21 protein-coding genes are annotated in these 25,821 nt (G+C 69.3%); 10 read left to right on the top strand and 11 right to left on the bottom strand.

From position 1 onward, the window contains the following. Positions 1-4: 4 nt before the first annotated feature. The 5 genes from MKK51_RS12455 to MKK51_RS12475 form a co-directional block, all read right to left on the bottom strand. Entirely contained in the window at positions 5-583 is a 579-nt protein-coding gene (locus MKK51_RS12455) for an ABC-type transport auxiliary lipoprotein family protein (protein WP_243977457.1), read from the bottom strand. A gap of 109 nt (positions 584-692) precedes the next feature. Next, entirely contained in the window at positions 693-1,775 is a 1,083-nt protein-coding gene (locus MKK51_RS12460) for an MlaD family protein (RefSeq protein WP_243977460.1), read from the bottom strand. A gap of 143 nt (positions 1,776-1,918) precedes the next feature. Next, positions 1,919-2,737 carry an ABC transporter ATP-binding protein gene (locus MKK51_RS12465; protein WP_243977462.1) on the bottom strand — a complete coding sequence of 273 codons (819 nt, stop codon included), beginning with the start codon at positions 2,735-2,737 and terminating at the stop codon, positions 1,919-1,921. A gap of 14 nt (positions 2,738-2,751) precedes the next feature. Next, complete coding sequence (locus MKK51_RS12470; protein ID WP_243977464.1) at positions 2,752-3,921, bottom strand: ABC transporter permease; 1,170 nt, start codon at positions 3,919-3,921, stop codon at positions 2,752-2,754. Between the two features lie 68 nt (positions 3,922-3,989). Next, a complete protein-coding gene (locus MKK51_RS12475; protein ID WP_243977466.1) occupies positions 3,990-5,183 on the bottom strand; it encodes an MFS transporter in 1,194 nt (397 codons plus the stop codon). A 170-nt stretch (positions 5,184-5,353) separates the two neighbouring features. On the opposite strand from MKK51_RS12475, the gene MKK51_RS12480 reads away from it, so the two are divergent. Together MKK51_RS12480 and MKK51_RS12485 are read left to right on the top strand one after the other, a co-directional pair. After that, positions 5,354-6,433 carry a hypothetical protein gene (locus MKK51_RS12480; protein ID WP_243977468.1) on the top strand — a complete coding sequence of 360 codons (1,080 nt, stop codon included), beginning with the start codon at positions 5,354-5,356 and terminating at the stop codon, positions 6,431-6,433. A 52-nt stretch (positions 6,434-6,485) separates the two neighbouring features. Next, positions 6,486-6,926, top strand: a complete 441-nt coding sequence (locus tag MKK51_RS12485) for a DUF1489 family protein (protein WP_243977470.1) — start codon at positions 6,486-6,488, stop codon at positions 6,924-6,926. Positions 6,927-7,071: 145 nt separating this feature from the next. Here the strand turns inward: MKK51_RS12485 and MKK51_RS12490 are convergent, their stop codons facing one another. Next, complete coding sequence (locus tag MKK51_RS12490) at positions 7,072-14,721, bottom strand: hypothetical protein (protein ID WP_243977472.1); 7,650 nt, start codon at positions 14,719-14,721, stop codon at positions 7,072-7,074. A gap of 292 nt (positions 14,722-15,013) precedes the next feature. Here MKK51_RS12490 and MKK51_RS12495 point away from each other — a divergent pair, with 292 nt between their 5' ends. Both MKK51_RS12495 and MKK51_RS12500 read left to right on the top strand, forming a co-directional pair. Then, a complete protein-coding gene (locus MKK51_RS12495; protein WP_243977473.1) occupies positions 15,014-15,340 on the top strand; it encodes an Hpt domain-containing protein in 327 nt (108 codons plus the stop codon). Between the two features lie 158 nt (positions 15,341-15,498). After that, a complete protein-coding gene (locus tag MKK51_RS12500) occupies positions 15,499-15,819 on the top strand; it encodes a 2Fe-2S iron-sulfur cluster-binding protein (RefSeq protein ID WP_243977475.1) in 321 nt (106 codons plus the stop codon). Here the strand turns inward: MKK51_RS12500 and MKK51_RS12505 are convergent. Both MKK51_RS12505 and MKK51_RS12510 read right to left on the bottom strand, forming a co-directional pair. Continuing rightward, positions 15,797-16,249, bottom strand: coding sequence for a bleomycin resistance protein (locus MKK51_RS12505; protein ID WP_243977477.1), 453 nt, complete (start codon positions 16,247-16,249; stop codon positions 15,797-15,799). The two genes, MKK51_RS12500 and MKK51_RS12505, sit on opposite strands and share 23 nt — an antisense overlap. Then, on the bottom strand, positions 16,246-17,421 hold the full coding sequence (locus MKK51_RS12510) for a vWA domain-containing protein (protein WP_243977479.1): 1,176 nt from the start codon (positions 17,419-17,421) through the stop codon (positions 16,246-16,248). The genes MKK51_RS12505 and MKK51_RS12510 overlap by 4 nt, the downstream gene beginning before the upstream one ends. A 311-nt stretch (positions 17,422-17,732) precedes the next feature. Between MKK51_RS12510 and MKK51_RS12515 the strand changes: the two genes are divergently transcribed. After that, positions 17,733-18,185 carry a hypothetical protein gene (locus tag MKK51_RS12515; RefSeq protein WP_243977481.1) on the top strand — a complete coding sequence of 151 codons (453 nt, stop codon included), beginning with the start codon at positions 17,733-17,735 and terminating at the stop codon, positions 18,183-18,185. 228 nt (positions 18,186-18,413) lie between these two features. Here the strand turns inward: MKK51_RS12515 and MKK51_RS12520 are convergent, their stop codons facing one another. After that, positions 18,414-20,267, bottom strand: coding sequence for a cation:proton antiporter (locus tag MKK51_RS12520; protein WP_243977483.1), 1,854 nt, complete (start codon positions 20,265-20,267; stop codon positions 18,414-18,416). Between the two features lie 361 nt (positions 20,268-20,628). On the opposite strand from MKK51_RS12520, the gene MKK51_RS12525 reads away from it, so the two are divergent. Further along, the gene (locus MKK51_RS12525; protein ID WP_243977485.1) at positions 20,629-21,831 is read left to right on the top strand and encodes an ATPase; all 1,203 of its coding nucleotides are present in this window, start codon (positions 20,629-20,631) and stop codon (positions 21,829-21,831) included. Further along, entirely contained in the window at positions 21,828-22,472 is a 645-nt protein-coding gene (locus MKK51_RS12530; RefSeq protein ID WP_243977487.1) for a hypothetical protein, read from the top strand. The genes MKK51_RS12525 and MKK51_RS12530 overlap by 4 nt, the downstream gene beginning before the upstream one ends. Before the next feature lie 9 nt (positions 22,473-22,481). Here MKK51_RS12530 and MKK51_RS12535 read toward each other — a convergent pair whose 3' ends face one another. Continuing rightward, positions 22,482-22,928, bottom strand: coding sequence for a type II toxin-antitoxin system VapC family toxin (locus MKK51_RS12535; protein ID WP_243977488.1), 447 nt, complete (start codon positions 22,926-22,928; stop codon positions 22,482-22,484). Next, positions 22,925-23,227 (bottom strand): hypothetical protein, encoded by a 303-nt coding sequence (locus MKK51_RS12540; RefSeq protein ID WP_243977489.1) that lies wholly within the window; start codon positions 23,225-23,227, stop codon positions 22,925-22,927. Before MKK51_RS12540 ends, MKK51_RS12535 begins: the two co-directional genes overlap by 4 nt. Before the next feature lie 128 nt (positions 23,228-23,355). Here MKK51_RS12540 and MKK51_RS12545 point away from each other — a divergent pair, with 128 nt between their 5' ends. The 3 genes from MKK51_RS12545 (at position 23,356) to MKK51_RS12555 (ending at position 25,805) form a co-directional block, all read left to right on the top strand. Continuing rightward, positions 23,356-24,207 carry an AAA family ATPase gene (locus MKK51_RS12545; protein WP_243977490.1) on the top strand — a complete coding sequence of 284 codons (852 nt, stop codon included), beginning with the start codon at positions 23,356-23,358 and terminating at the stop codon, positions 24,205-24,207. A gap of 80 nt (positions 24,208-24,287) precedes the next feature. Beyond that, positions 24,288-25,268 (top strand): aldo/keto reductase, encoded by a 981-nt coding sequence (locus MKK51_RS12550; protein WP_243977491.1) that lies wholly within the window; start codon positions 24,288-24,290, stop codon positions 25,266-25,268. Positions 25,269-25,280: 12 nt separating this feature from the next. Beyond that, entirely contained in the window at positions 25,281-25,805 is a 525-nt protein-coding gene (locus tag MKK51_RS12555; RefSeq protein ID WP_243977492.1) for a SixA phosphatase family protein, read from the top strand. Positions 25,806-25,821 lie beyond the last annotated feature (16 nt).

The raw sequence follows: 25,821 nt of genomic DNA on the forward strand, positions 1-25,821 counted from the left end.
GGGATCAGTGCCCGGAATTCACCCAGCGGACGATATCGGCGAGCACGATGCTGAGGGCGGCATCGAGACCGACCGCGGCGCTGCCCGCCTCGATCTTGGCCACGGGCACCCGCGCGGTGAAGATGCGGGCGGCGACCACCTTGCCGGTGCCGTCGGCGATGAGCTTGGCCGAGACGTCCACCACCGCTTCCCCCGAGTTCGAGGCGATGTCGAAGGCGCGGATCTCGCTGATGAGGGCGTAATCGGCGACGATCTTGTCGCCCGGCCGGCTCACCGATTTCAGGCGCCCGGAATTCTCGAGGCTCTGGATCAGCCGCGTCTGGACGAGGCGCGGCAGGCGGTCGGCCCATTGGCCGCCGCCGAGGAACGACAGGGCGCCCCCGGCCTGACGCACGATGATGCGGTCCTGCTCGAAGGGCTGGAGGCCCACCGGTTCCGCCACCGAGATCGACCGCGCCGCCGCGCTCGGCCTGCCGGAACTCGGCAGGGCGGCGAGGTCGAAGGTCATGGGCGCGCCGCCGCCGCACCCGCCGAGCACGGCGGACAGGCAGGCGATCACGAGGGCATGCGAGCGAAACGTCATACGAAAGGCCTGGAAACCTGTGCGGTGCGGCAGGAAGCGCAACCATAAACTACGGCAAAGCGGTTTCCGTGCCGTGACGTCGGGCACATGCGACCCGGCAGTGCCGGGTTCAGCGACCACCGTTGTATTCCGGCAACGATGGCTTGCCGCCGAAGATCACCTGGGAGGGGTCGCGCTCGAGGCTCTTCACCGTCCGGTTCAGGGTGTTGAGGGTCCGCTGGCCGTCCGACGACAGGGCTTCGACCTCGCGTCGTCCGGTCCCGCTGAGCTTGCTGAAGCTCGACGCGATGGTGGAGGTGCGCTTGTCGAGGTTCTCGGAGAGGGTGCGGAACGCCTTGCCGGCGTCGCGCACCGAGATCGCCGCGTCGCGCACCTCGGCGAAGGTGCTGCTGCCGGTCTGGCCCGAGGCGGAGCCGAGGAAGCTCTCGGCCCCCTTCAGCACGTTGTCCACCCGGTCGGCCGAGGCGTTGAGCTTGCCCGCCAGGGAGCGCGCATCCTTGACCGCGCCCTCGATATCGGGGCTGGCCGTGCTGAGCGCCGCCGAGAAGCGCTCGGCATTGTCGATGACGCGGTTGAGCTTCTGTCCGTCGATGGCCTTCACCAGCGAACTCACGGCGGGGCCGGCATCGTTGAGGGTCTTGGAGAACGATTCCACGTTGGCGAGGGTGCGGGTGATGGCGCCCTCGTTGCCGGCCACGAGCTTGTCGAGGCGCTGGAGCATGTCGTCGGCGCGCTGGGCGATCTGCTTGGCCGCCGTCATCATGTCCTGGATGTCGGAGCTGTCGGCGAAGATGGTCGGGGTCTGGTCGCCCGAGCCGGGCGTCAGGGCCGGGGCATCCGCGTTGCCGCCGGAGAGGGAGATCGTCGAGACGCCGGTGAGCATCGCCGAATCGAGACGGGCGCGGGTGTCGGCGCGCAGGGGCGTCGTGCGGTCCACCTCCACCATGGCGACGACGCGGCGCGGATCCTGCGGCAGCAGGCGCACGTCCATCACCTCGCCGACCTTGATGCCGTTGAAAGCCACGGTCGAGCCCTTGGCGAGGCCGCCGACGCTGCCGGAGAAGACGATGCGCACGCCCTGCCGCGCCTGGCTGCGCGATCCGCCCTGGAGCCAGAACACGAAGCCGAAGGCGGCCACGACCACCGCGAGGGTAAAGGCGCCCACGAGGGCGTAGTTCGCACGAGTCTCCATGGTCTCAGCCATACTCCGGATGGTCATCGCCCGTGCGGTGCGCGGATGCACGCAAGGCATGCGCCGAACCCGGCTTTCCCGAGCGGGGGGCGCGCCTTACGGGGCGTGCGATCGGGTGCCCGCACCCGGATGTCGGAAGGACCTCAGACATGGGCCCGCGGCCTGGTGTCGGTGACGATGGCCCGCGCGCGCTTGCCGTGGAAGTAGGAGCGCAGCCAGGGATGGTCGCTCGCCAGCATGGCCTCGATGGAGCCCTGCGCGATGATCTGCCCGTCGCCCAGCGCCGCGATGCGGTCGCAGGCGGTGTAGAGGCTGTCGAGGTCGTGGGTCACCATGAAGACGGTGAGGCCGAGCGTCTGCTTCAGCGTGGCCACGAGTTCGTCGAACTCGCCCGCGCCGATCGGGTCGAGCCCCGAGGTCGGTTCGTCGAGGAACAGGATTTCCGGGTCGAGGGCCAGCGAGCGGGCGAGCGCCGCGCGCTTGATCATGCCGCCCGAGAGTTCCGAGGGGAGCTTGTCGGCGGCGTCGGGCTTGAGGCCCACCATCTCGATCTTGAGGCGGGCGAACTCGTCGAGCAGGCGCTCGGACAGGTTCAGGTGCTCGCGCATGGGCATCTGGATGTTCTGCTTGACCGTGAGCGCCGAGAACAGGGCGCCCTGCTGGAACAGCACGCCCCAGCGCTGCTCGATCTGCCGGCGGCGGGTCATCGTCATCGCGTCGACGTCCTCGCCGAACACCTCGATCGTGCCCGAGCGCTTCGGCACCAGGCCGAGGATGGTCCGGGTGAGGACCGACTTGCCCTGTCCGGACGGGCCGACGAAGCCGAGGATTTCCCCGCGATAGATGTCGAGGTCGAGCCCCTTCATCACGATCTTGTCGCCGAATCCGACCACGAGATCGCGGACGCCGATGATGACGTCGCGGGCTGGGGCGCTGTCGAACCGCGCGGGGGGCGAAGACATGTGATTCACGGGCGTCAGAAATCGATGGCCGCGAAGAACACGGCGAATAGTCCATCCAGGACGATAACCATGAAGATAGACTTCACGACTGAGGCCGTGACGTGACGGCCGAGCGATTCCGCCGACCCTTCGACCGCGAAACCTTCGATCGTGGCGATGATCCCGATGATCAGCGCCATGAACGGCGCCTTGATCAGGCCCACCGCCACATGGTGGAACGAGACGGCGGCCTGGAGCCGGGCGAGGAACGCGTCGATCGTCATGCCGCCATAGAGCGAGGCGGTGAGGCCGCCCCCGGCCAGGGCCGCCAGCGAGGCGAGGAAGGCGAGGATCGGCAGGCCGATCACCAGGGCGAGGATGCGCGGGACGATGAGGATCTCGATGGGGTCGAGGCCCATCACCCGCAGGGCATCCACCTCCTCGCGCATGCGCATGGAGCCGATCTCGGCGGTGAAGGCCGAGCCCGAACGCCCGGCCACCATGATCGAGGTGAGGAGGACGCCGAGCTCGCGCAGGATGAGCAGGCCGATCAGGTTGACGACGAAGCTCTGCGCGCCGAAGCGCTGCAGCTGGAAGATGCCCTGCTGCGCGACGATGCCGCCCACTAGGAACGAGATCAGCATGATGATCGGCACGCCCCGGAAGGCGACCTGCTCGAGCTGGTTGACCAGGGCCGTGCCGCGAAAGGTGCTCGGCCGCGAGGCGACCCGGATGCAGGCGGTCACCACCTCCCCAAGGAAGGCGAGGCCGCTCACGAGGTCGGATTTCGCGCCGACGACCCGGACCCCGAGATCGTGCAGGAAGCCGACGAAGCGTCCGCGTTTCGGTGTGCCGGCATAGCCGTCGTCGGGCAGCTTCATCTCGCCGAGCAGGATGCGGTGCTCGGCCGAGGCGCCCGCATAGGCGAGACTCCCGCCGGAGGCCTCGATCTCGCCGCGGGTCCGCTCCAGCACCCAGGCGCCGAGCGTATCGAGGCGGGCGACGTTGGAGAGATCGACGAGGATGGAAGCGCCGTTGGTGCTGTCCGCGATCTGCGCGGCGGCCTTCTCCACGGACGAGCCCTGATCCGCCGTCCAGCGGCCGCTCAGGACCACGCGTCCGCCCTCGCCGGGAATCGCGGCTTCTGCGGCGTCTGGGTTCGGCTTGGCAGCAGCGTGGCGCACGAAGCGCGACTCCCGGTTCATGCTTCGGAAAAAAGCAGATCAAGGTTACGGAATGGTCAAGGTTCGCGAACCGACGGCCGAGTGCTGACCTACAAACGAGGCCGTGTGAAGGGCGCATCGGTCGCCGCGCGTGCGGAAAGTGACACGAGACACAGGCCGGACAGGGCCAGCGGCGCCATCAGCGCGAAGGCGAGGCTGCCTCCGCCGGCCTCGTAGGCGACCCCGCAGAGGATCGTGGCGCTCGCCGAGGCGCAGGCATTGACCGCGCTCGAGGTGCCCTGGGCCCGCCCCCGCGCCCCATCGGGCGCGAAAGCCGAGATCGCCGTCATGGCCCCGAGCTGCGTCGCGCCGAAGCTGAAGGCGTGGAGGGTCTGCAGGAGCAGGGCCGGGACGAGGTCGCCTCCCACCTGGGAGAGGCCGACGACGCGGATCAGGGACGCGGCGGCCCCGAGCCCGATGAGGCGGAACGGCGTGCGCCAATGGGCCGGCCAGCGCCCCACGGTGGCGAAGAACACGATCTCGGCGGCGACGCCCGTCGCCCAGAGGACGCCGATCCACGAGGACGAGATGCCGCTGGCCTGCCAATGGATGCTGCCGAAGGCGTAGGTCGCCGCGTGGCTCGCCTGGATCGTCGCCTGCGCGCCGATGCAGAGCCAGAGCACCCGCGGCAGCTTCGGGCGTTCGCCGGGCACGATGCGCGGCTGAGCCGCATGCGCGTCCACCGGACTGGCGAAGATGGTGGCGGCGGCGACGAGGGCGAGGCCGGTGAGGAGGACCGGCACGGCGAGGCGCTCCCCCATGGCGCCGAGGGCCGCCCCGCCGAGCAGGCTGGCGATGAGGAAGCCGATGGATCCCGCCATGCGGATGCGGGCGTAGTCGAGCCGCTTGCTGTGCCGCACGGCGGCGAGGGTGAGGTAGTCGATGGTCGGCACCAGCGGCGCACCGGCCGCGGCGTTCACGGCGACGAGCAAGGCGAGGACCGGCCAGGCGATGGCGGCGCCGGCCGGCATCAGCGCGTAGGTCGCCGCCACCACGAGGCTGCCGACGAGGAGGAGGCGGCGCGCGGCCACGCCCCGGTCGATCAGCCCCACCAGGGGCGCCGTGGCGATGATCTTCATGACGATGGGCAGCGCCAGGAGGGCGCCGATGATCCGCGCATCGAGGCCGAGCGCCTTGAGCCAGACCGGCATGAACGGCATGGCGATGCCGATCTCGACGAAGACGACGGCATAGAGCAGCGACAGACGCGTCGCGTTCGGCTCCGTCGGAGAGGTTTGGGACACCGGATGGACCGCTCGAGCGAGGGGCGGAGCGGCCTGACGGCGAAGCGTTGCCGGCCGCTGACGACGATTCGACCCGTAAAGGGGGCGTTAAAGGCATCGTGTCAATCTGGGGGAGCTGGTCCCCGCGACTTCGCGCAACGGCGCGAGGCACCATCAAGGACACGAGTTCCATGTCTGTCATGCGTTCGCTCACATCGGTCGACGAGTCGGAATACGACCGGATCGAAGCGGCGATGTGCGAGAGCGAACGCGGCCGCTGGTTCCTCGCCGAATACACGCGGCGCAACCGCAGCGCCGACACCGACATGCTCCTCGACGCCATCGCGCGCCTGGAAAGCGCCGTGACGGCGGACCGGCCCTCCGACCGGGAGGCCGAGCGGGTCGGACGCATGCGCGGCGACCTCATGGACATGGCCCATGCCATCGCCCGCACCAAGGCCGAGATCGCGGCGATCAGCACCGTGGATCAGGACCACAGCCGGCTGGGTATCGCCTCCGTCGCCCTCGATGCCATCGTCCGGGCCACCGAGCGCGCCACCTCCGACATTCTCGGTGCGGCGGAGGAGGTGCAGGAAACCGCCTGGACCATGCGCGAAACCGGCGCCGACGCGGAGATCTGCGACGTGCTCGACCGCCGGGCCACGGAGATCTACACCGCCTGCTCGTTCCAGGACCTGACGGCGCAGCGGACCGCGCGCATCATCCACACCCTGCGCTATCTGGAAGAACGCCTCGCGGCGATGATCGCGATCTGGGGCGGCGAGGTGGAGCCGATCCCGCCGGCACCGGGCTCCACCGGGGCGACCGGCGCCCAGGATCTCGACCAGAGCGACGTGGACCGGTTCATCGGCATGGATTCCCCGCCTTCGGAGGCCAGGGCGGCGGCCGTGCCGGCGATGCCGCCCGTCGCCCCGGCGGAACCCCTCGAGGACGAGACCCTGTCCGGCGAGCCGCACGCATTCGAGGCGATGGCCGAAGGCGCGTTCGACGGGTCCGATCCCGAGGCGCACCATCCCGAGACATCCGAGCCCGAGACATCCCTGCTGGAGGCCGCCGACCCGGAGGAGGCCGACACGACCGATCTCGACGAGGCCGCCTTCGGCGACGTCGAGCCCGAGGAGACCACCTTCGACGACGTCGAAGCCGAGGACGCGAAGCCGGAACCGGTGGCGGAGAAGACCGACATCGCCACGGCCTTCGCCGATATCGACGCCCTGAGCGAGAAAGAGAAACTCGCCTTGTTCTCCTGAGGGAGGCGAAAGCCCCGCGCGCATTCTCGCCGGCGCTGATAAGAGGGCGGGCATGGCCCTTCACCTCCTGAAGCTCTGCGTCGGACCCGCGACGATCGAAGACCTCGAACAGCGCATCGCCCGGAACCGGGACGACGCGGTGCAGGCCGGGCGCGATCCGTCCACGTCGCACGTCACCCGCATGGTCCCGAAGCGGGCCTCGGCCATCGCCGGGCAGGGCTCGATCTATTGGGTCATCAAGGGCACGCTGTGCTGCCGCCAGGCCATCACGGCGATCGAGCCGTTCACGGATACCGACGGGATCGGCCGCTGCCGCCTCATCCTCGATCCCGTGGTGGTCCCGGTCAACCCGCGCCCCTGCCGGCCCTTCCAGGGCTGGCGCTACCTCACGGCGCGGTCGGCACCGGCCGATCTCGCCATGGGCCGGACCGACGGCCTCGCCGACATGCCGGAATCGTTGCGCCGCGAACTCTCCGTCCTCGGCCTAATCTGATCTGATCCGACGCCGCTAGGGCTCGGCGACGGAGCGGCGATGCCGCCCCGTCGACGGGGATGTCATCCAACGTCTCACGTGAGCCCGACCCCAGGGGCCGGGCTCATGGGCCGAGCTCACGGGCCGGGCTCATCGAGGCCTGGTATCAGGCCCCTTCGAAGCGCCCGCTCGCATGGGCGAGCATGGTGTAGACCTTGCCCGTCTCCGAGGTGAGGTAGGCATCGGCGCGGCGCGAGTCGCGGTCGTTCTTCGAGACCTCGCCGAGCAGCCGCTCGAACTCGCCGACATATCGGTCCACCGTCCGGCGGAACTCGGCATCGGCCGCGTAGCGCCTGCGGATCTCCTCGAAGGTCTGCCGACCCTGCGCCGTGTAGAGGCGGCGGTCGAACAGGTTCGGCTCACCGCGACGGTAGCGCTCCCACAATTCCACCGCCGTCTGATGCTCGATCATCTTGGCGATGTCGGTGGAGATCGTCTCCAGGGCGGTGCGGCTCCGCTCGACGGCGGCCCTGTTCGACTCGGCACCGGCCGCTCCCTTGGCCGGCTCGGCCTTCGCCGCACCGGCTTTCGCGGATTTGGGCTGATCGGCGTTCGCCGGATCGGACCCGTCCGTGTCGTCGTCGAGGGAGGCGCGGGTCAGGAGATCCGAGAGCCAGCCGCGATTGTCGCGTCCGTCGCGGGACGCCGGGACGGCGCCGCGCGCGGTTTCACCGGGACGCAGGGCGGGCTGGTTGCCGGCCCGGCCCGCTGCCGCCGGCGCGGACACGATGGTCATCTGCTGGGTCGGGCGGGGGTCGGATCCCTTGTCCTCGCGGGCCTTCGGCTCGGAGGGTTTGGCGACCGCCGGCGTCGCGGCCGGATTGGCCGCGGCCTGCTTCGGCTTGGCCGGAGCGGCGTCCGGGACCGGCACGGCCTGCTGCTTCGCGGGCTGGACGTCCGCCTTCTGCTGGGCGGGGGCTGCCGCCTCGGTCACGTCGACGCTGCGGCGCGAGCGCGAGACGAGGGAGGACAGTTCGTTGAGCGCCTTGATCTGGTCGGACACGACCCGACGCATCTCGCCGGTGGCTTCCTGGGTCTCCCGGGGGATTTCCAGGACGCCGCGCTGCAGGTCCGCCCGCGTCGCTTCGAGTTCACGGCGGATCTCCGCCGCCATCTCGCGCATCCCCGCCACCGAGTCGCCGAAGCGGCTGGCGGCGCCCTCGAACACCGTCATCATCTGCTCGGATGCGCCGGAGATCGCCGCACGGACGGCGGTGGCCGTCCGCTCGCCCTCGCTGCCGGCCTCCTTGCGCAGACCCTCGAAGGCTCCGGTCACGCTGGCGCCCGCGCTCTGGGCCGCCTCGGACAGGCTGCCGGCGATGCCGCGCGCCCGCTCCTCGGCGGAGCGAAGGGTCGCGGCCATCTGCGTGTCGAACCGCGCGGTCTGCTCCTCCAGGGCGCCGGACCGCGCCTCGATGCGGGCCAGCACCTCTTCCACCGCCTTGTCGCGGCTGGCGAGGAGATCGACGAGGCGCGTCTCGACGGTCTCGAGCGAGCCCGCCGCGCTGGTGAGCGTGCCCGAATGGGCGCGGGCGATCTCGGTGAGCGAGGTCCCGCGGGCATCGAGCGAGGCGGCGAGGTCGGCCGCATCGCGCAGGGCGCCCTCGGCCACCGATTTCAGCTGATCGACCTGATCGGCCACGCTCCGGCTGGCGCGCTCGGTCTCGCTGCCGATGGCGGAGAGCGTCGCCTGCACCTGCTCGACCCGGCCCGACAGGCCCTGCTCGATGGCGCCGAGATTCTCGCCGGCATCGGTGACGAGGTCGCGCAGGGCCGCATTCGCGCCCTCGACCCGGTTGAGGACGCCGCCGAGTTCGCGGTGGAGCCGGTCGCTCGCCTCGTTGAGGCTCGCCAGGGCGCGGGAGGCGCCGCCGTCGATGGCCGCGAGCAGGGCGTTCCTGGACGCATCCGACTGTTCGGCGAGGTCGCGGATCCGCTCGCGCAGGGTCTCGGCCAGAGGCGTTCCGCTCTCGTCGAGGATGCGCGCGATCTCCTGGTTGCGCTCGCCCAGGGAGGCGACGAGCCGGGTGGCCGGGCCTTCGACGATCTCGCGGAGGCGCTCGGAATGGGTGGCCATCGCCTCGACCACCTGGTTTCCGCGACCGTCGATCGTCTCCACGATCGATCCTCCGCGCTCCTCGATGGCGCGGGTAATGGTCTCCGCGCTCTCGGCGAGACGGCGCGCGAGCGACTGCCCGCGAGCCTCGATCAGCGAGGCCAGGGCGGTGGAGCGGCGATCGAAGCCGGCGACCATGTCCTGGTTGCGGCCGTCGATGAGGGCGGCCACGGCCTCGTTGCGCTGGTCCAGGGCCGTGGCGAGGGCATCGGCATGGGCCTGGGCGAGGGCGGCGTGGCGGCTCACGCGCTCGTCGAAGGCGGAGAGCATCGTCGCGTTGCGCTCGTCGACCAGGGCCGCGTAGGCGTCCTGGCGATCGTCGAAGGCGTTGGCGAGGGCATCGCCCCGAGACGCGACGAGGGACGCGAACACCTTCATCCGGCTGTCGATCCGGTTCGTGAAGGCTTCGCTGCGGGCATCCACGGCCTGGGTCAGGGCGGCGCCGTGATTGTCGATCGCATGGGCGAAGGCGGTCGCACGGCTGTCCACGAGCTGGTCGAGGGCGCGCAGGCACTCGTCGAACAGGGCGGCGATGGCCTGCGTGCGGGCATCGACCGACTGGGTCAGCGACAGGCCCTGATCGTCCACGGTGCGGGTGAACGCGCCCGTCCGGTCTTCGACGAGATCAGCGAGGGCCCGCATGCGCGCGTCGAACACGCTCCCGAGGGCCTGCGCGGTGGCCTCGACGGCCTGGCTCAGGGACGTGCCGCGATGGTCGATGGTCTGCGTCAGCTCGGCGGCACGGTTGTCCACGAGTTGGTCGAGGGCGCGCAGGCGCTCGTCGAACAGCGTCCCCATGGACTGGGTGCGATCGTCCACCGACTGGTACAGGGCGTTGCCCTGCATCTCCACGGTGCGGGCGAACTCCGCCGTCCGGTTCTCCACGAGGGCGTTGAGCTCGCCCAGGCTCCCGTCGAAGAGGGCGCGCAGGGAACCGGTCCGGTCGTCCAGGGACCGGGTGAGGCTGCCGCCGCGCTCGTCCACCGTGTGGATGAGTTGCGCCGTGTGGGTCTCGATCAGTTCGTCGAGGGCGCGCAGGCGCTCGTCGAACAGCGTGCTCATCATGGCCGTGCCCGCATCGACCGAATGGGTCAGGGCGGAGCCCTTCGTGTCGAGGGTCTGGACGAAGTCGGCCGAACGGTTCGCCACCAGGGCGTCGAGGGCCTGCATGCGGTCGTCGAACAGCGCACCCATCGCGTGGGTCCGGTCGTCGACGGTCTGCGTCAGGGCGGTGCCCTTGGTGTCGATGGTGCGGACGAGGTCGGCCGCGCGGTTCTCCACGAGGTCGTCGATCGCCCGCAGGCGCTCGTCGAACAGGGCGCTCAAGGCATGGGTGCGCGCATCGACCCGGTCGGTGAGCGCCTCGGCGCGGCTGTCCACCAGGCCGTCGAGGGCGCTGAGGATGTCGTCAAACAGGGTCCGCAGCCCATGGGTGCGGGCTTCCACGGATTCCGCGATCCTGGCGCCGCGACCGTCCACGAGTTCGTCCAGGGCTCCGATGCGCTGGTCGAACAGCGCGACGAGGTCGCGGGTGCGGGCTTCCACGGCCCCGGCCGCGCCGCCGAGGCTGGCCTCGATCGTGTCGACGAAGGCCCGGCCATGCTGGCCGAGGGACTCGTGCAGGGGCGCGAGCCGGTCGTCGAGGCTGCCGGTGAGAACCTGCGAGTGATCGTCCAGCATCGTCCGGATCTCGTTGGTCCGGTTGTCGAGGAGCTGGTGGACGGTGCGCACGCCCTCATCGAGGAGGCTGCCGATATCGGTGGTCCGCGTCTGCAGGGTGGAGCCGAGGCGGCCCTCGCCCTCGCTCAGCAGGCGGTCCGCATCGGTGACGACGTCGCGCAGGCGGGTGATGATGGTGTCGCCGCGCTGTTCCAGAAGCTCCGCCAGGGAGGAGCCGCCGCGATCGAACAGATGGGCCAGTTCGGTGATGCGGGTGCCGAGGGCGCCGAACACGATGCGTCCCTTCTCGTCGAGCTCCTGGCCCATGGCGGCCGTGCGCTCGTCGATCAGAGCGGCCAGGGCCTCGGCCCGGTGCGAGAACGAGGAGCGGATCGCCTCCGCCTGTCCGGCCAGCGCCTCGTTGGCGTGGCCCGTCCGGCTCTCGATCATCTCGACGAGCTCGCGGGTCCGGTTGGCGAGATCCTCGTCCACCGCGCGGGTGCGGCTCTCGATGAGGCGGATCGCCTCGAAGGCCTGGGAGCCGAAGGTCTCGTCGATCAGGCGGCTGCGCTCCTCGAGCGCCGTGGCGATGGCGTCGAGACGCCCGATGACGCTGGTGTCGAAGCGGCCGACGCCGTCGTCGATGCGGCGGGACAGGTCGATCGCCTGGCGCTCGAAGCGTTCGGCGATCTCGGTGGAGCGGCTGCCGAAGGTGTCGCCCAGGACCAGGCTGCGGGCGGCGATGTCCTGCGCCATGCCGTCGGCGCGGGCATCAAGGGTCTGGACGAGGTCGCGGCTTCCCTCGACCATGATGCGCGCCATCTCGCCGGTGCGCAGGATCAGGGCCTCGTTGAGGGCGGTGGCGCGGGAGCCGAGCTGCCCGTCGATCTGGTTCACAAGATGCGTAAAGGTCTCGCCGATCTCGGCGGAACGCTTCACCGAGCGCTCTTCCAGGGCGCCGAGCTGGCTCTCCACGGTCTCGCGGGCTTCGCGGGTGCGCTCGGCGATGGTCTCGGCCACCGCCTTGCCCTGCACCGTGATGACCCGGTCCATCTCCTGCAGCTGACCGGCTACGGTCTCGCTGAGGGCGGAGGTGTCGCGGGCGATGCGGTCGGCGAGGATGTCGCCGCGGGCGATGGTCTCCTGCAGCGCCGCGAGACGGTCGTTGAGGACGGTGTCGAAGGCCTTCGCCCGGTTCTCCGTCGTGTCGGCGAAGGTGGCGCCGCTCTGGGCGAGGGCATCGCTGACGCGGGCGCTCTGGGCGGTGACCGCCAGCACGATCTCGCGGCCGGTCGTGGCGAGCTGGCCGTGGGCCTCTTCCGCATGGGTGGCGATGAGGTCGGTGAGGCCGCGGCTATGGGTGCCGAAGGCGGCCTCGACATCCTTGATCCGGGCGGCGAGTTCGCCCCCGACATTCTCGGCCGCGCGGGCGATGGAGCCCGTCGCCTCGGTGGCGCGGTGGACCAGGGTCTGGTCGATCTCGGCGAGGGTGCGGCGCAGGGCCTCCATCGCGTCCTGGGCGCGTTCTCCCACCTCTCCGCTGAGGCCGCTGGCGGCCTGCTGGAGGAGCTGCGCGGCCTCCGCCGTGCGGGCGGCGAGTTCGGAGGACGTGGCGGACAGACGCTGCTCGAAGATCTGCACGGCCTCCACGGTCCGGGCCTCGAGTTCGCCGGTCGCGCTCGCCGAGGACCGCCGCAGGGACTGGGCGGCCTCCGACGTGCTGGCGCCGAGGGCCACGGTGGTCTCTTCCGCGCTGCGGCGGAAGATGTCGGCGGCCTCGCTGGTCCGCGAGCCGATCTCGGTGGCCAGGGTGTCGAGGACGGCGCGCAGGCTCGCGATCGCGCTGCCGGACTGGGATTCGAAGGTGCTGCCGAGAACGCCGAAGGCGCCGGTTAGGGTGAGGGTCGCGTCCTCGACGCGCTGGGTGACGAGTCCGCCCACCTGCTCGCCGGCCTTGTTCAGGCGGCGGATGCTGGTGTTGACGACGGAGGCCGTGTCCTCGGCGCTATTGCGCAGCGCGGTGGCGGCCTCGGCCGACCGGGCGTCGATCTCGCCGTTGAGGCCGGCCACGGTGCCCCGGAGGGTCTCCACCGTGCCCATGGCCCGAGTCTCGAAATGGGTGCCGAGGGCGGCCAGGGCCGCCTCCATCGCCCGCGCGGCCTCCTCGGAGCGCTGGGTGACGAGGTCTCCCATCCGCTCCCCGGCGGAGGAAAGGTTGCTCTCGAGCGAACCGCCCTGGACGGTGAGGGTCTCGTGCAGGCGGGTGGCCACCGTATCGATGCGCTCGGCCAGATGGCCGGCGCGCTCGTCGATCCCGCTGCCGGCGGTCTCGATCGAGCGGACGAGGTCGTCGCGCAGGGCGCCCGTCCGTGCGGCGAAGGTCTCGACGATCCCCTCGGAGGCCTGGGCCAGACCGGCCTGCGCCTCGCGGGTGCGGATCTCGATCGCCTCGGACACGCCGCTGCCGGCAGCCTCGATCTCGGCGCGCAGGGCCGCGCCCCGGGCGGCGATGTCGTCGGTGATGGTGGCGCCCGTGGCGGCGAAATGCTCGCGCAGGGCGGTGCCGGTCTCGGCGAACCGGGCGGTGATCTCGCCGCCGGTATGGGAGAAGGTCGTGGTCAGTTCGTTGCCGCGGGAGAGGAACGTGTTCTCGAGGCCGCGCGCGGATTCCTCGAAGGTCCGGCGGACGTCGCTACCCTGGCGGTTGAGGCTCTCGATCACCTCCATGCCGGTCTGGGCGAGGGTGCGGGCGACCTGGCCGGCATTGTCGGCGAGCGTCGCGGTGAGCATGCCGCCCGTCCGCTCGAAGGCGAGGGTGACGTCCGCCGCCCGGCTCTCCAGGGACTGCGTCAGGGTGTTGCCGACTTCGGTGAGGCTGGTGCGGACGCCTTCGCTGGTGCTGGCGAGGCGCTGGACGAGGTCGTCGCCACGGTCGGTCACGAGCCCGACCACGCGGTCCCCGGCCTCTCCCAGGGCGGCGGTGATGGCGTCGCCCCGGTTGCCGAGGGCCGAGGTGATGGCCTCGCCACGGGCGTCGAGGGCGCCGGTGACCCGGTCTCCGGCGCCGGTGACGGCGGCGACGATGCGCTCGGCCGCCCCGTCGAGCTCCTGGGTCAGGTTCTGGTGCGACCCGGTGATCGCGCCGCGCACGCGCTCGGCATTGGCGACGATGGATTCGCGCTGGGCGACGAGTTCGTCGACGAGGGAGCGGATGCGGATCTCGTTGTCGGAATAGGCCCGCTCCAGGGTGGCGATCTCGCCGCGAACCAGGGTCTCGAGCTCGCCGGCACGGGCCAGGGCCCGCTCGACGCCGTCGCCGACGGCCGCGACCTCGCGCCGGACCGTCTGCGACATGGTGAGGACGGCATCGGTGGAGAAGTTTTCGGGCTCGGCGAGGCGAATGGCGACTTCGCCCACGGCGCGGGCCACGAGGCGCATCTCCTGGGCGCGGACGGCGAGCATCGCCATGATCGCGAACAGGACGATGGGGCCGACGATGGCGGTGGCGCCCACGGCGGCCTGAAGCGCCGTCATCCCGGCGATGAAGCCCTTCAGCTCGCCCCCCGACTGGTTCCAGGCCAGCGCGAGGAGGGCGGCGAACCAGAGGGCGGAGACGATGGCGGCGACGATGTAGGGTGCGCCGGACGGCCGCACGCGCAGGGTCTGCTGCAGGATGCCGATGTTCTGGCGGTCGTCGTTGGCCACCATGGAGCGGTCGGGCGGCAGCAGGCCGCCTTCGCGGCGCGGCCGGTTGCGGTCCGGCGGCGGCAGGTCGGAGGCCAGGGGCTGGTCGAGATCGAGGCGCGGGGGGGCGAGGCGGCCGCCGGGATCGTTCAGGGGATCGCTGTCGCCCACGTCCGGAAGCCGCGGTTCGACCCGCGGTTCCGTCGCCTGCGCCGAGGGGAAGTCCAGGTTGAGGGCCTGCTCGATGGCGGAAAGAGCCGCCTCGGCCGGGTCCTTGAGCTTCTTTTCCGTGGCCATCCAACGCCTCGTTACGCAGGTCGTCGAAGCCGGCCGCATCCGGTGATCGACGCCATTTTTACCAATTTACCAAGGAAGTTTAGACCTCGGCGCGAGACCCGGATACCCGAGTGGGTCGAACCGTCCAAAAAACCTTAACGGAATGGTTACCAAGCCTGTGGCCGGTTTCATCCCGTCAGCATTCTGCATGATGCCGCAAGGCTTAAACGGAAGCGAACGATCTCGGTCGCTCCTGTGGATAGACCGGCGGAGGGGCGCGCAAACGTCCGGTTCGGTTAAGGCGAGGCGACAGGTGACCAGTCTGATCGATCACGCTCACCTCGCCGAGCAGACATTCGGCGACGGCGACCTCGCCCGCGAACTGCTCGGGCTGTTCGCCGGCCAATGCCGCCGGCTGCTGCCCGGGATCATCGATCCGGGCCTCGATGGATCGCATCGCGCCGACCTCGCCCACACGTTGAAGGGCTCCGCCCTCGGCATCGGCGCCGCGCGGGTCGCCGACCTCAGTGCCGCCATCGAGGATGGCCTGCGCCAGGGGAGGGAGGTTCCGGCGGAGACGGTCGCCCGCCTCGGCGAGGCCGTGGCGGCCACCCTGGCGGAAATCGACGCACTTGGCTGATCTCGCCACGCTTCGAGGGAACGGGTCGGCGTCTGCGACGTAAGCGCAGGAATGTAGGGCGACGAGGCCGGTGCCGCTTGCATTCGCCGGGCCGCGCCTTCAAGGCAGTCGCGCCGCACAACCGGCCGCAGACGTGTTGTACGAGCCTGGAGTCTTCGATGCCCAAGATCACCTACGTCGACCATGCTGGAACGGCCAGGACCGTGGAAGCCGACGTAGGATCGACCGTCATGGAAGCGGCGATCCGCAACAACGTGCCGGGGATCGATGCCGAATGCGGCGGCGCCTGCGCCTGCGCCACCTGCCATGTCTATGTGGACGCGGCGTGGGTCGATGCCGTGGGACCGGCCGAGCCGATGGAGCAGGACATGCTCGATTTCGCCTCCGACGTGCGCGCGACATCCCGCCTGTGCTGCCAGATCCGGATCAAGCCGGAACTCGACGGCCTGACGGTCGTCACGCCCGCCCGTCAGGGCTGAGCCGGCGTCGTCCGAGACTCTCGGCAAAGCGCAGCAGATACCCGTTGGGATCCTGCACGAGGAACTGCCGGAGGCCTTCTTCCTCCTCGCCGACCCGGCACCAGGCCTCGTGGGCGGGCCGGAACAGCGGCCAGGAGGCGGCGTCGAGGGCCGCCAGGATCGGATCGACGGCATCGATCGTGATCTGGAGGTTGATCCCGCGCCCGAGCGGCGGCTCGAGGTCGCCCGTCCGCCAGTTGCCGTTGACGACGTTGAGCATCACCTGCGCCCCGCCCCGCTCGAGATAGGCAAAGCCGTTCTCCGGCCGGGCATAGGCCACCGAAAATCCGAGCGTCCCGCACCAGAAGGCGAGGGAGGCGGGCAGGTCGCGAACGTCGAGTTCCGGCACGAGGGGGTTGAACCCGCCGGCCGGCAGCCCGTCGCCCGTCATCGCACCAGCGCCCGCATGGCCCCGTCGATCCCCTCGATGTTCAGAGGGAACATCCTGTCCGACACGATCCTGCGGATCATGCCGATGGACTGGGTGTAGGCCCAGTGCTCGGCGGGGACCGGATTGAGCCAGACCGATTTCGGGAACCGCTCGAGCACTCGTTCCAGCCAGACCTGGCCCGGCTCCTCGTTCCAATGCTTCACCGAGCCGCCCTGCATGGCGATCTCGTAGGGGCTCATGGAGGCGTCGCCGACGAAGACGACGCGATAGTCGGACGGATAGATGCGCAGCACGTCGAGAAGCGGGATCGCCTCGTCGTGGCGCCGGCGGTTCTCCTTCCAGACGCGCTCGTAGGGGCAGTTGTGGAAGTAGAAATGCTCCACGTACTTGAACTCGGCGCGGGCCGCCGAGAACAGCTCCTCGGCGAGCGCCACGTGCCAGTCCATCGACCCGCCGACATCGAGGAAGAGCAAGACTTTTACGGCATTGCGGCGCTCCGGACGCAGCTTCACGTCGAGATAGCCCTTGGCCGCCGTCTCGCGGATGGTCCCGTCGAGATCGAGCTCGTCGGCGGCGCCCATGCGGGCGAAGCGGCGCAGGCGGCGCAGGGCCACCCGCATGTTGCGGGTGCCGAGTTCGACGCCGTCGTCGAGATCCCTGAACTCGCGCTTGTCCCAGACCTTCACCGCGCGAAAATTCCGGTTGCCGTCCTGGCCGATGCGGATGCCTTCGGGGTTGTAGCCATAGGCGCCGAACGGGGAGGTGCCGCCGGTGCCGATCCACTTGTTGCCGCCCTGGTGGCGTTCCTTCTGCTCGGCGAGCCGCTGTTTCAGCGTCTCGAACAGCTTGTCCCATCCGAGCGCCTTCAACTCCGCCTTCTCGGCGTCGGTGAGATATTTCTCCGCCAGCTTGCGCAGCCATTCCTCGGGGATCGCCGTGGGCTCCGCCGCCTCGCCGAGGGTCTCGATCCCCTTGAACACGGTGCCGAACACCCGGTCGAAGCGGTCGAGATGGCGCTCGTCCTTCACCAAGGCGGTGCGGGCGAGGAGATAGAACTCCTCGACGCGCTTGTCCGCCAGATCCCGGTCCAGGGCTTCGAGCAGCATGAGATGCTCCCGCAACGTGACGGGAACCTTGGCATCGCGCAGGGCCGTGAAGAAATGCAGCAGCATGGGCGGAGAACGCGCGATCCCGGCGTTCGGGTCAAGGGCGCAGACGCATCGGTTCGCGCCCGACCGGCCGCCACCGTTCACGGGCCGATGAACTGAGCCGGATAACGGAAATCGCCTGATTTCAGCGGGACATGCGGGGCGTTCTCGTCGTTCGGCACCGACGAAGCTGGGTATAAGTCGGGAATTCTGTTGATATCACCGCAAACTGTGTTCGTTGCACCTTCAACACTGTCATTGGAATCAAACAGCTGAGAGGCAGAGTGAACGTCAAGTCAGGGCCGGGGTATTTGGCAGAGTTAAGGGTGGACGTTATGGCGCTCGTCTTGCGCTCCTTGAGTGATTTCAAGCGGTTTCTCGCGAAGCCGGGCGCGACGATTCAGATCGTGCGGAACACCTTCATCGAACGCCAGGCCGCCTCGTTCCAAGAGGCCTATCGCCAGAAGGGCATGTACGAGCCGCGCACCGTCCAGGCGATCTCGAAGAAGGCGGCGGTCTTCGCCATCAAGGGCCATCCGACGACGGTCTGGCTCTATTGGGACAAGGGCACGCGGAACTGGCGCTATTCCGGCGACACCGTGGCCGTGCCCCTCAATACCGGCGTCGGCCCTCCCGACGAGATCATCTATCGCTGCAGCTTCTCGCCGGGATCAGAGCCGAAGGCCCGTGCGCCCGCCCGCGCCAAGACCGCCGATCCCGCGCCCGCATCGCCGCCGGACAAGCCGACCCCGACCATGCCCGAACGCGGCCAAGGCCGCCTGTTCTGACCCCTATCCACGGCATGTCTCGTCAAACCGATTCGTGAGCGGCAGATCAGCGCCGGCCATCGCCATGTCTCCAAAGTCGACAATAGCCTGAAGCTACCCCGGGCGCCGACCTTCGCAATAGCTTTCGTTGGTCGATGCGGCTCAATTCAGAGACTTTGGCGAGTTATCCACGTCTCCGACAGAGTCGCCGTGCCGTTCTGTACGAAACAGGACGCAATCCGGGATCGATCAGGCACTCTTGGCGGTAGGTTCTTCTTTTGCCGGTGCTTCCCGCGCCTCCGTCACCTTCCCCGCCTCCACGTTCTTGCCCACGGTGCGGCGCGCCCGGAAGGCCGGCCTCACCTCGGTCTCCTTGCGCTTGAGCATGGACCGGTACTCGTCGCGCCGCTCGTGGATCGAGGCGATGACGAGGCCCATGGGGACGCCCACATCGACCAGCACGGCTTCGGAGAGCTGCAGGGACGCCTCGATCGTCTCCGGCACGGCGTCGTCGACGCCCATCTCGTAGAGCGCCGTGGCGTGGCGGGCATCCCTGGCGCGGGCGACGATGGTGATGTCGCGCCGTTCGGCGCGCGCCGCTTCCACCACGGCCTCCACGGCGCGGGGATTGTCGAGGGTGACGACGAGGGCGCGGGCATTGGCGATGTCGCAGCGCCGCAGCAGCTCCGGGTTGGAGGAATCGCCGAAATAGACCGGGTTGCCGAGGCGGCGGTGCTCGGACACGCGGGCCGCGTCGGCATCGAGGGCGAGATACGGGATCTTGTGGCGGGTCAGCATCTCGCCGACCTGGCGTCCGACCCGGCCGTAGCCGGCGATGATGACTCGGTTCTGCTGCTTGTCCGGCACCGGCTCGGCGCGGGCGCGGCCGAGATGGGAGCGGGACATCCGCTTGCCCAGGCGCCGGGCCAGGCTCGCGAGACCCGGAATCGCGATCATCGTCACCGTGGTGACGATCAGCGCCGCCTGGCCGAGGCCGTCCGGCACGAGGCCGCCGGCAATGGCGCCGCCGATGAGGACGAAGGCGAATTCGCCGCCGGGGCCGAGGAGGAGCGCGGCTTCCAGGGCGACGCCGCGCGGGATGCGCAGGAACCGGGCCGCCACGAGGATGACCGCGCCCTTGATCAGGATCAGCCCGATGGACAGGCCGAGGATGGTCTTGGGCGCCGCCATCAGCTGGGCCGGGTCGAGGTTCATGCCCACGGACACGAAGAAGACCCCGAGCAGCAGGCCCTTGAACGGATCGATCGTCGCCTCGATCGCCCGGCGATACTCGGTCTCGGCCAGGAGCAGGCCGGCGACGAAGGCACCGAGCGTCATCGAGAGGCCGCTCACCGCCGCCGTCAGGGCGGTCGCCACGATGACGAGGAGGCAGGCCGCCATGAACAGTTCCGGCGAGCGGGTCCGGGCGACGAGCTGGAACAGGGGGCGCAGGGCGAGGCGGCCGGCGACCACGATGAGGACGAGGGCGATGGCCGCCTGGCCCAGGGCGATGGCGAGCGCGCCTCCCACATCCGCCCCGTCGCTGCGGCCGAGCACCGCGATGGCGAACAGCATCGGCGCGACGGCGAGGTCCTGGAACAGCAGCACGGCGAAGCTCGCGCGGCCCGCCGGCGTGTTCAGGCGCTTCTGCTCGGCCAGGACCGGCAGGACCACGGCGGTGGAGGACAGGGCGAGGGCGAGACCGACGATGACGGAGGCGGCCAGCGGCACGTCGAGGGCGAACAGGATGATGCCGATGACCAGGGAGGAGGCGAGCACCTGTGCCGAGCCGAGGCCGAAGACGAGGCGACGCAGGATGCGCAGCCGTTCCCAGGACAGCTCGACGCCGATCATGAACATCAGGAAGATCACGCCGAACTCGGCCAGATGCGCGATCTCGGACCGGTTGCCGATGGTGAAGATCGAGAGCCATGGCACCGTGTCGGCGAGCCGTCCGAGGCCGAAGGGACCGAGAAGCGCGCCCGCGCCGATGAAGCCCAGCACCGGACTGATCCGCAGCCGATGGAACAGCGGCACCACCACGCCCGCGGTGACGAGAAAGATGATCGCTTCCTTGTAGGATCCGGCGTGAACGTCCGTCATCGAGCTGGGCAATCTCCCGAAAGTGGTGCGCGCGAGGGCTGGCCGAGATGGGGCGGCCGAAGTTCTGCACAGGGAACTCCGGCTGCGGGAATCGATCGGACCGCCGACAGCGTTGAGACCATGCAAGCCCCTATGGCGCCTGGGCAACCTGCTTTTTGCCCGCTCATGCGGAAATCATCCCGCGCGCCGCCGAGCCATGCATGAGGGGCGCGCTGGCGCGCGCGGCTTTTGCGCTGCGATACGGAATGGCGCAAAAACGGCACAATGGCCGCATAGGGCGGATCTTAACGATCGGTTAAGCCCGGCTCGCCTCACGATGTGTTGCGTCGTTCGCCGCGTTTTTTGAAGACACGAGTGCCTCATGCGAAAGTCGCCTCCCAGCCGGGATGTTCAGCGCGAACGACGTGACTGGATCCGCGAGTCCGAGCGCTGGACCCACGAGCGCCATCTCGAGAAGGGCTACCGGATCAAGTGGGGCTATGTCGGGATCGCGTATCTCGTCGAGTTCATGGTCATCGGCGCGTCCCTCTGGGGCGCCTGGCTGTTCGCCGGGGTCTACAGCGACGGGGACGACAAGGCCTTCTATTTCATGCTGCTGGCGCCGCTGGTCTATGCGGCGGTGGAACTCTGCCGCGTGCCGCTGGGCATCCTGGCCCGCACGCAGCGCTCCTACTTCATCCGGGTATTGGCCATCGTCGGCATCATCTTCGCCGCCGGCGTGACCACGAAGTCGGTGTCGCAGCTCGGCGAGATGATGTTCCACCCGCGCCTGATGGACGCGGCCAAGGCCAAGACCGCCCTCAAGGACGCGCAGGCCGACCGCTCGACCATCGACAACCGCATCGCCGCCGCCGATGCCCGCGTGGCCCAGTACACGACCGAACTCGACCAGATCGAGAAGCGCGCCGCCGAGAATGCGAGCCAGCTCTCCGCCTTGCCCGCCCAGCGCTGCGAACGCGTCTCCGGCACCAACAGCAAGGGCCAGCGCTATTCCAACCTGAAATGCGTCACCGATCCGCGTACCGCCACCCTGAACGCCAGCGTCGGCAAGGCCGGCGCCGACCGGGCCGTGGTGACGAAGTCCCTCGAAGAGGCGCGCAGGGCGCGGGCCGAGCTCGATCGCGGCGCGGCCGAGCGCAAGGTGGCCGATGCCGAACAGGCCTACCGGAACTCGGTGAACCGCTCGCAGCTCCACTCCTTCACCGCCATGGTCTACGGCGTCGACCCGATCGACGTGACCGATGCGCAGGTCCACGCCTTCCTGCGCATCTTCGTGTTCGTGCCGGCCCTCTGCGCCGCCTTCGCCTCGACGATCCTGGCACTCTGCGCCGTCTCGGTGCGCAAGACCTTCATGGACGAGGACGATCTCGGCGCGGCCGTGAACCTCGAAGCGACGCCCTACATGCTCGACTCGATCACCGAGTCCCTGCGCCGGGAAATGGGGATGGCACCGCCCAAGCCCGTGCGTGACGTGACGCCCACGGGCGAGGTGATCCCGCTGGATCGCCGGACCGCGCCCAGTGCCAACGTGCCGCCGGTGGCCAGCGCGGGAGCGGGCGCATGAGCATCCATGCATCGGGGACGCCGGAGAACGTGGTTCTCGCCCAGAGCGTCAACGGCCGCCTCCGGGCGGAGACGCGGATCACCGCCGCGCGCGCCTTCCTGTTCCGGGCGATCGGGGCGGGCGCCTTCGCGGCGCTGGCCGGCATCGGCGTCGGCGCCGCCTCCTACGGCTGGGCCTACATGAACCAGTTCGATTCGGCGGCCGAGAAGATCGCCGCCGCCATGCAGGCGGCGCTGGCCGACGTGACCCTGAAGACGAAGGGCGAGGTGACCCTCACCGACAACGTCCTGAAGCTGGAGGGAGGGCCCGTCCGGTCCTCCCCGGCGCCGACCCAGGCCCAGCTCGGCAAGGACGCCGCGCCCGCCTCGAAGGCCACGGTGAACACCACCTTCACGGTGTTCAAGCAGGTGCCCTACATGGACGGCCAGATCGTCACCGGCTGGAACTTCCGCGCCAACGAGGAAGTGCCGTTCCAGCAATATTGCTATTTCTCGCGCCGGACCAACGAGGCCAAGGGCCAGGTCGAGATGAAGATCGACCTCGCCATGGACGGCAAGGTTCTGCCGCAACCGCAGAAATCCGACGTGAACCTCGCGATCCTCGCCTCGAACTGCGTGTGGAGCGACGGGAAGTCGCTTTGAGGCGCCTGTTCAGGCCGGTCGATCCTCCGGTGCCTGCCGCGTGGGGTTGATGACCGTCAGACCGGTGAAATCCCGCTCGTTCGCGGTGACCACGACACAGTCGTGCACCTGCGCGATCGCCGCAATGATCATGTCGAGGGCAGAGCGGGGGCGGCCGGCCCGCCGCCCCTCCGCCATCAGCCTCGCCCATACGAGTGCCGCGTCGCCGTCAAAGGACAAAATTCGGCCCGCGAACAGGGCGACGGGTCCGTCCTCGCCGAAAAACCACGTTTCCAGATCGTCTCGCTTGCGGCCGCTGGGCATCTCCAGAATGCCCCTTCGGATCTCCGCCATCGTGAGGGAAGCAATGAAAAGGTCGGAATCCGGTCGATCCGCCAGCCAAGCCGTCAGCAAGGGGGACGGCGTCGGCTTGACGATGTCGCTGATGACGTTGGTGTCGAGAAGATAGCGGGTCACAGGTCGATCCCGCGCCCCGTTCCCTTGTCGCGATTCAGTTCCAGATCCGACCCCACCAGAGGAGACCTGCGCAGGGCTGCGAGAATACCGCCCGTCTTTTCGGGTGGGTTCTGGAGTGCGTCGGTGAGGGCAGTGCGGATGCGGGCGGCGTCCGGCCCGTCCTCCGTCAGCCGACGGGCGATGGAACGGATGAGCGGTCGGTCGGTTTCCCTCGCCGCAACTTCGAAGCGTGCGATGCCGCGCTGCGTCAGTCGGAGCCGATAGGCGCTGAGCGCTCGCTTCTGCGACGTGTTGTCCATGGCTCGCCTCCACCGTATATCCGGTCATATATCCGGTCGGGTAGACACCGACAAGAAACGGCGCGAGGAACGGCGATGGTGCCGTACTGGGCCGTTGGCCCCGCAACCCCCGCACGGACGGACGCCTCATGCGCTTTACCGGCACCGCCGATTACGTCGCCACCTCGGACCTCACCACCGCCGTCAACGCGGCCATCGTGCTGGAACGGCCGCTTCTGGTGAAGGGCGAGCCCGGCACCGGCAAGACGGTGCTCGCCGAGGAGATCGCCGAGGGGCTCGGCGCGCCGCTCCTCACCTGGAACGTCAAATCCACCACCAAGGCGCAGCAGGGCCTCTACGAATACGACGCGGTCTCGCGCCTGCGCGACAGCCAGCTCGGCGATCCGCGCGTGTCGGAGATCGGCAACTACATCCGCCGCGGCAAGCTGTGGGAGGCGTTCACCCATCCCCAGCGCCCGGTCCTCCTCATCGACGAGATCGACAAGGCCGATATCGAGTTCCCCAACGACCTCCTGACCGAACTCGACCGGATGGAGTTCCACGTCTACGAGACCGGGGAGACGGTGAAGGCGGTCCGCCGCCCCATCGTCGTCATCACCTCGAACAACGAGAAGGAACTGCCGGACGCGTTCCTGCGCCGCTGCTTCTTCCACTACATCAAGTTCCCCGATGCCGAGACGCTGAAGGCCATCGTCGAGGTGCATTACCCCGGCATCAAGCACCGCCTCGTGGAGGAGGCCCTGCGGGTCTTCCTCGAGACGCGGGAGATGCCGGGCCTGAAGAAGAAGCCGTCCACGTCGGAATTGCTGGATTGGCTCAAGCTCCTCGTCTCGGAGGACGTCTCGCCGGAGACCCTGCGCGAACGCGACGGCCGCAAGCTGATCCCGCCGCTTCACGGCGCGCTCCTGAAGAACGAGCAGGATGTCGGCCTGTTCGAGAAACTGGCCTTCATGATGCGTCGCGAGGGCAGGGGTGGATAGGACGGCCCCTGGCGAAATCGCCCTCGCCGGCCACATCAACTCCTGATGTCGCGTCCCCATCCTGCAAGCGGAGCGCACCCATGAAACTGAAAAAGCTCGGCCGGACCGGCCTCGACGTGTCGCCGCTCTGCCTCGGCTGCATGACCTACGGCATTCCCGAGCGCGGCCCCCATCCCTGGACCCTGCGCGAGGAGGAGAGCCGCCCGCTCATCCGGCAGGCGATCGAGCTCGGCATCAACTTCTTCGATACGGCGAACTACTATTCCGACGGCACCAGCGAGGAGATCCTCGGGCGCGCCCTCAAGGATTTCGCCGACCGCGATTCCATCGTGCTGGCCACAAAGTGCTACTACCCCCTGAAGGACCAGCCCAATGCCGGCGGTCTCTCGCGCAAGGCGATCTTCGCCTCCATCGATGCCAGCCTGAAGCGCCTCGGCACCGACCATGTGGATCTGTTCCAGATCCACCGCTGGGATTACGGCACACCCATCGAGGTGACGATGGAGGCCCTCCACGACGTGGTGAAGGCCGGAAAGGCCCGCACGATCGGCGCGTCCTCCATGTACGCCTGGCAATTCGCCAAGGCCCTGTTCACCGCCGATCTGCATGGTTGGACGCGGTTCGCGACGATGCAGGACCATTACAACCTCCTCCACCGCGAGGAGGAGCGCGAGATGCTGCCGCTCTGCGCCGACCAGGGCATCGGCGTCCTGCCCTGGAGCCCCCTGGCGCGCGGGCGCCTGACCCGCGACTGGGACGAGGGCAGCGCCCGCCAGGATTCCGACGAGGTCGGCAAGCGCCTCTATGCCTCCGCCGAGGCGGCGGACCGGGCTATCGTCGCCAAGGTGGCGGAGATCGCCCAGGCGCGGGGCGTGTCGCGGGCGCAGGTAGCCCTGGCCTGGGTCGTCCAGAAGCCGATCGTTACCGCGCCGATCATCGGGGCGTCGAAACCCACCCATCTCACCGATGCCGTGGCGGCCCTCGACCTGGCCCTGGATGCCGACGAGATCTCCGCCCTCGAAGCGCTCTACACCCCGCATCCCGTCGTCGGCTTCCAGTAAGGTCCATCGCCCATGCGCCGCCTGATGCTCCTGCGCCACGCCAAGTCCGACCGTTCGCCGGGGGTGCGCGATATCGACCGTCCTCTGAATCCACGGGGCTTCAAGGCCGCGCCGCAGATGGGGGCCTATCTCGCGGAGCATGACCTCGTGCCCCGGAAGGTCGTGGTCTCGCCCTCCCTCAGGACGCGGTCGACCTGGGAGGGCATGTCCGCCGCCCTCGGCGACCCCGAGGCCGAGATCGTCGACGCGATCTACGAGGCGCCGGACAGCGCCCTGCTCAAGGTCATCCGCGCGACGCCCGCCGATGTCCGGACCCTGCTCATGATCGGGCACAATCCCGGCCTCCAGGACCTCGCCCTCGACCTCGTGGGTGACGGTCCGCGGGAGGCGAGGGCGCGGCTCTCCGTGGAGTTCCCGACCGCGGCGCTCGCCGTGATCGACATCGAGGGCGAGGCCTGGACGGAGTTTCGTCCCGGCAAGGGCCGGCTCGAACGGTTCGTGACGCCAAAGGGCCTCGACCGCGACGAGGCCGCCTGACGCGGTGCGGGGCGAT

The organism is Methylobacterium sp. E-045, from assembly GCF_022829685.1.
Lineage (GTDB): Bacteria > Pseudomonadota > Alphaproteobacteria > Rhizobiales > Beijerinckiaceae > Methylobacterium.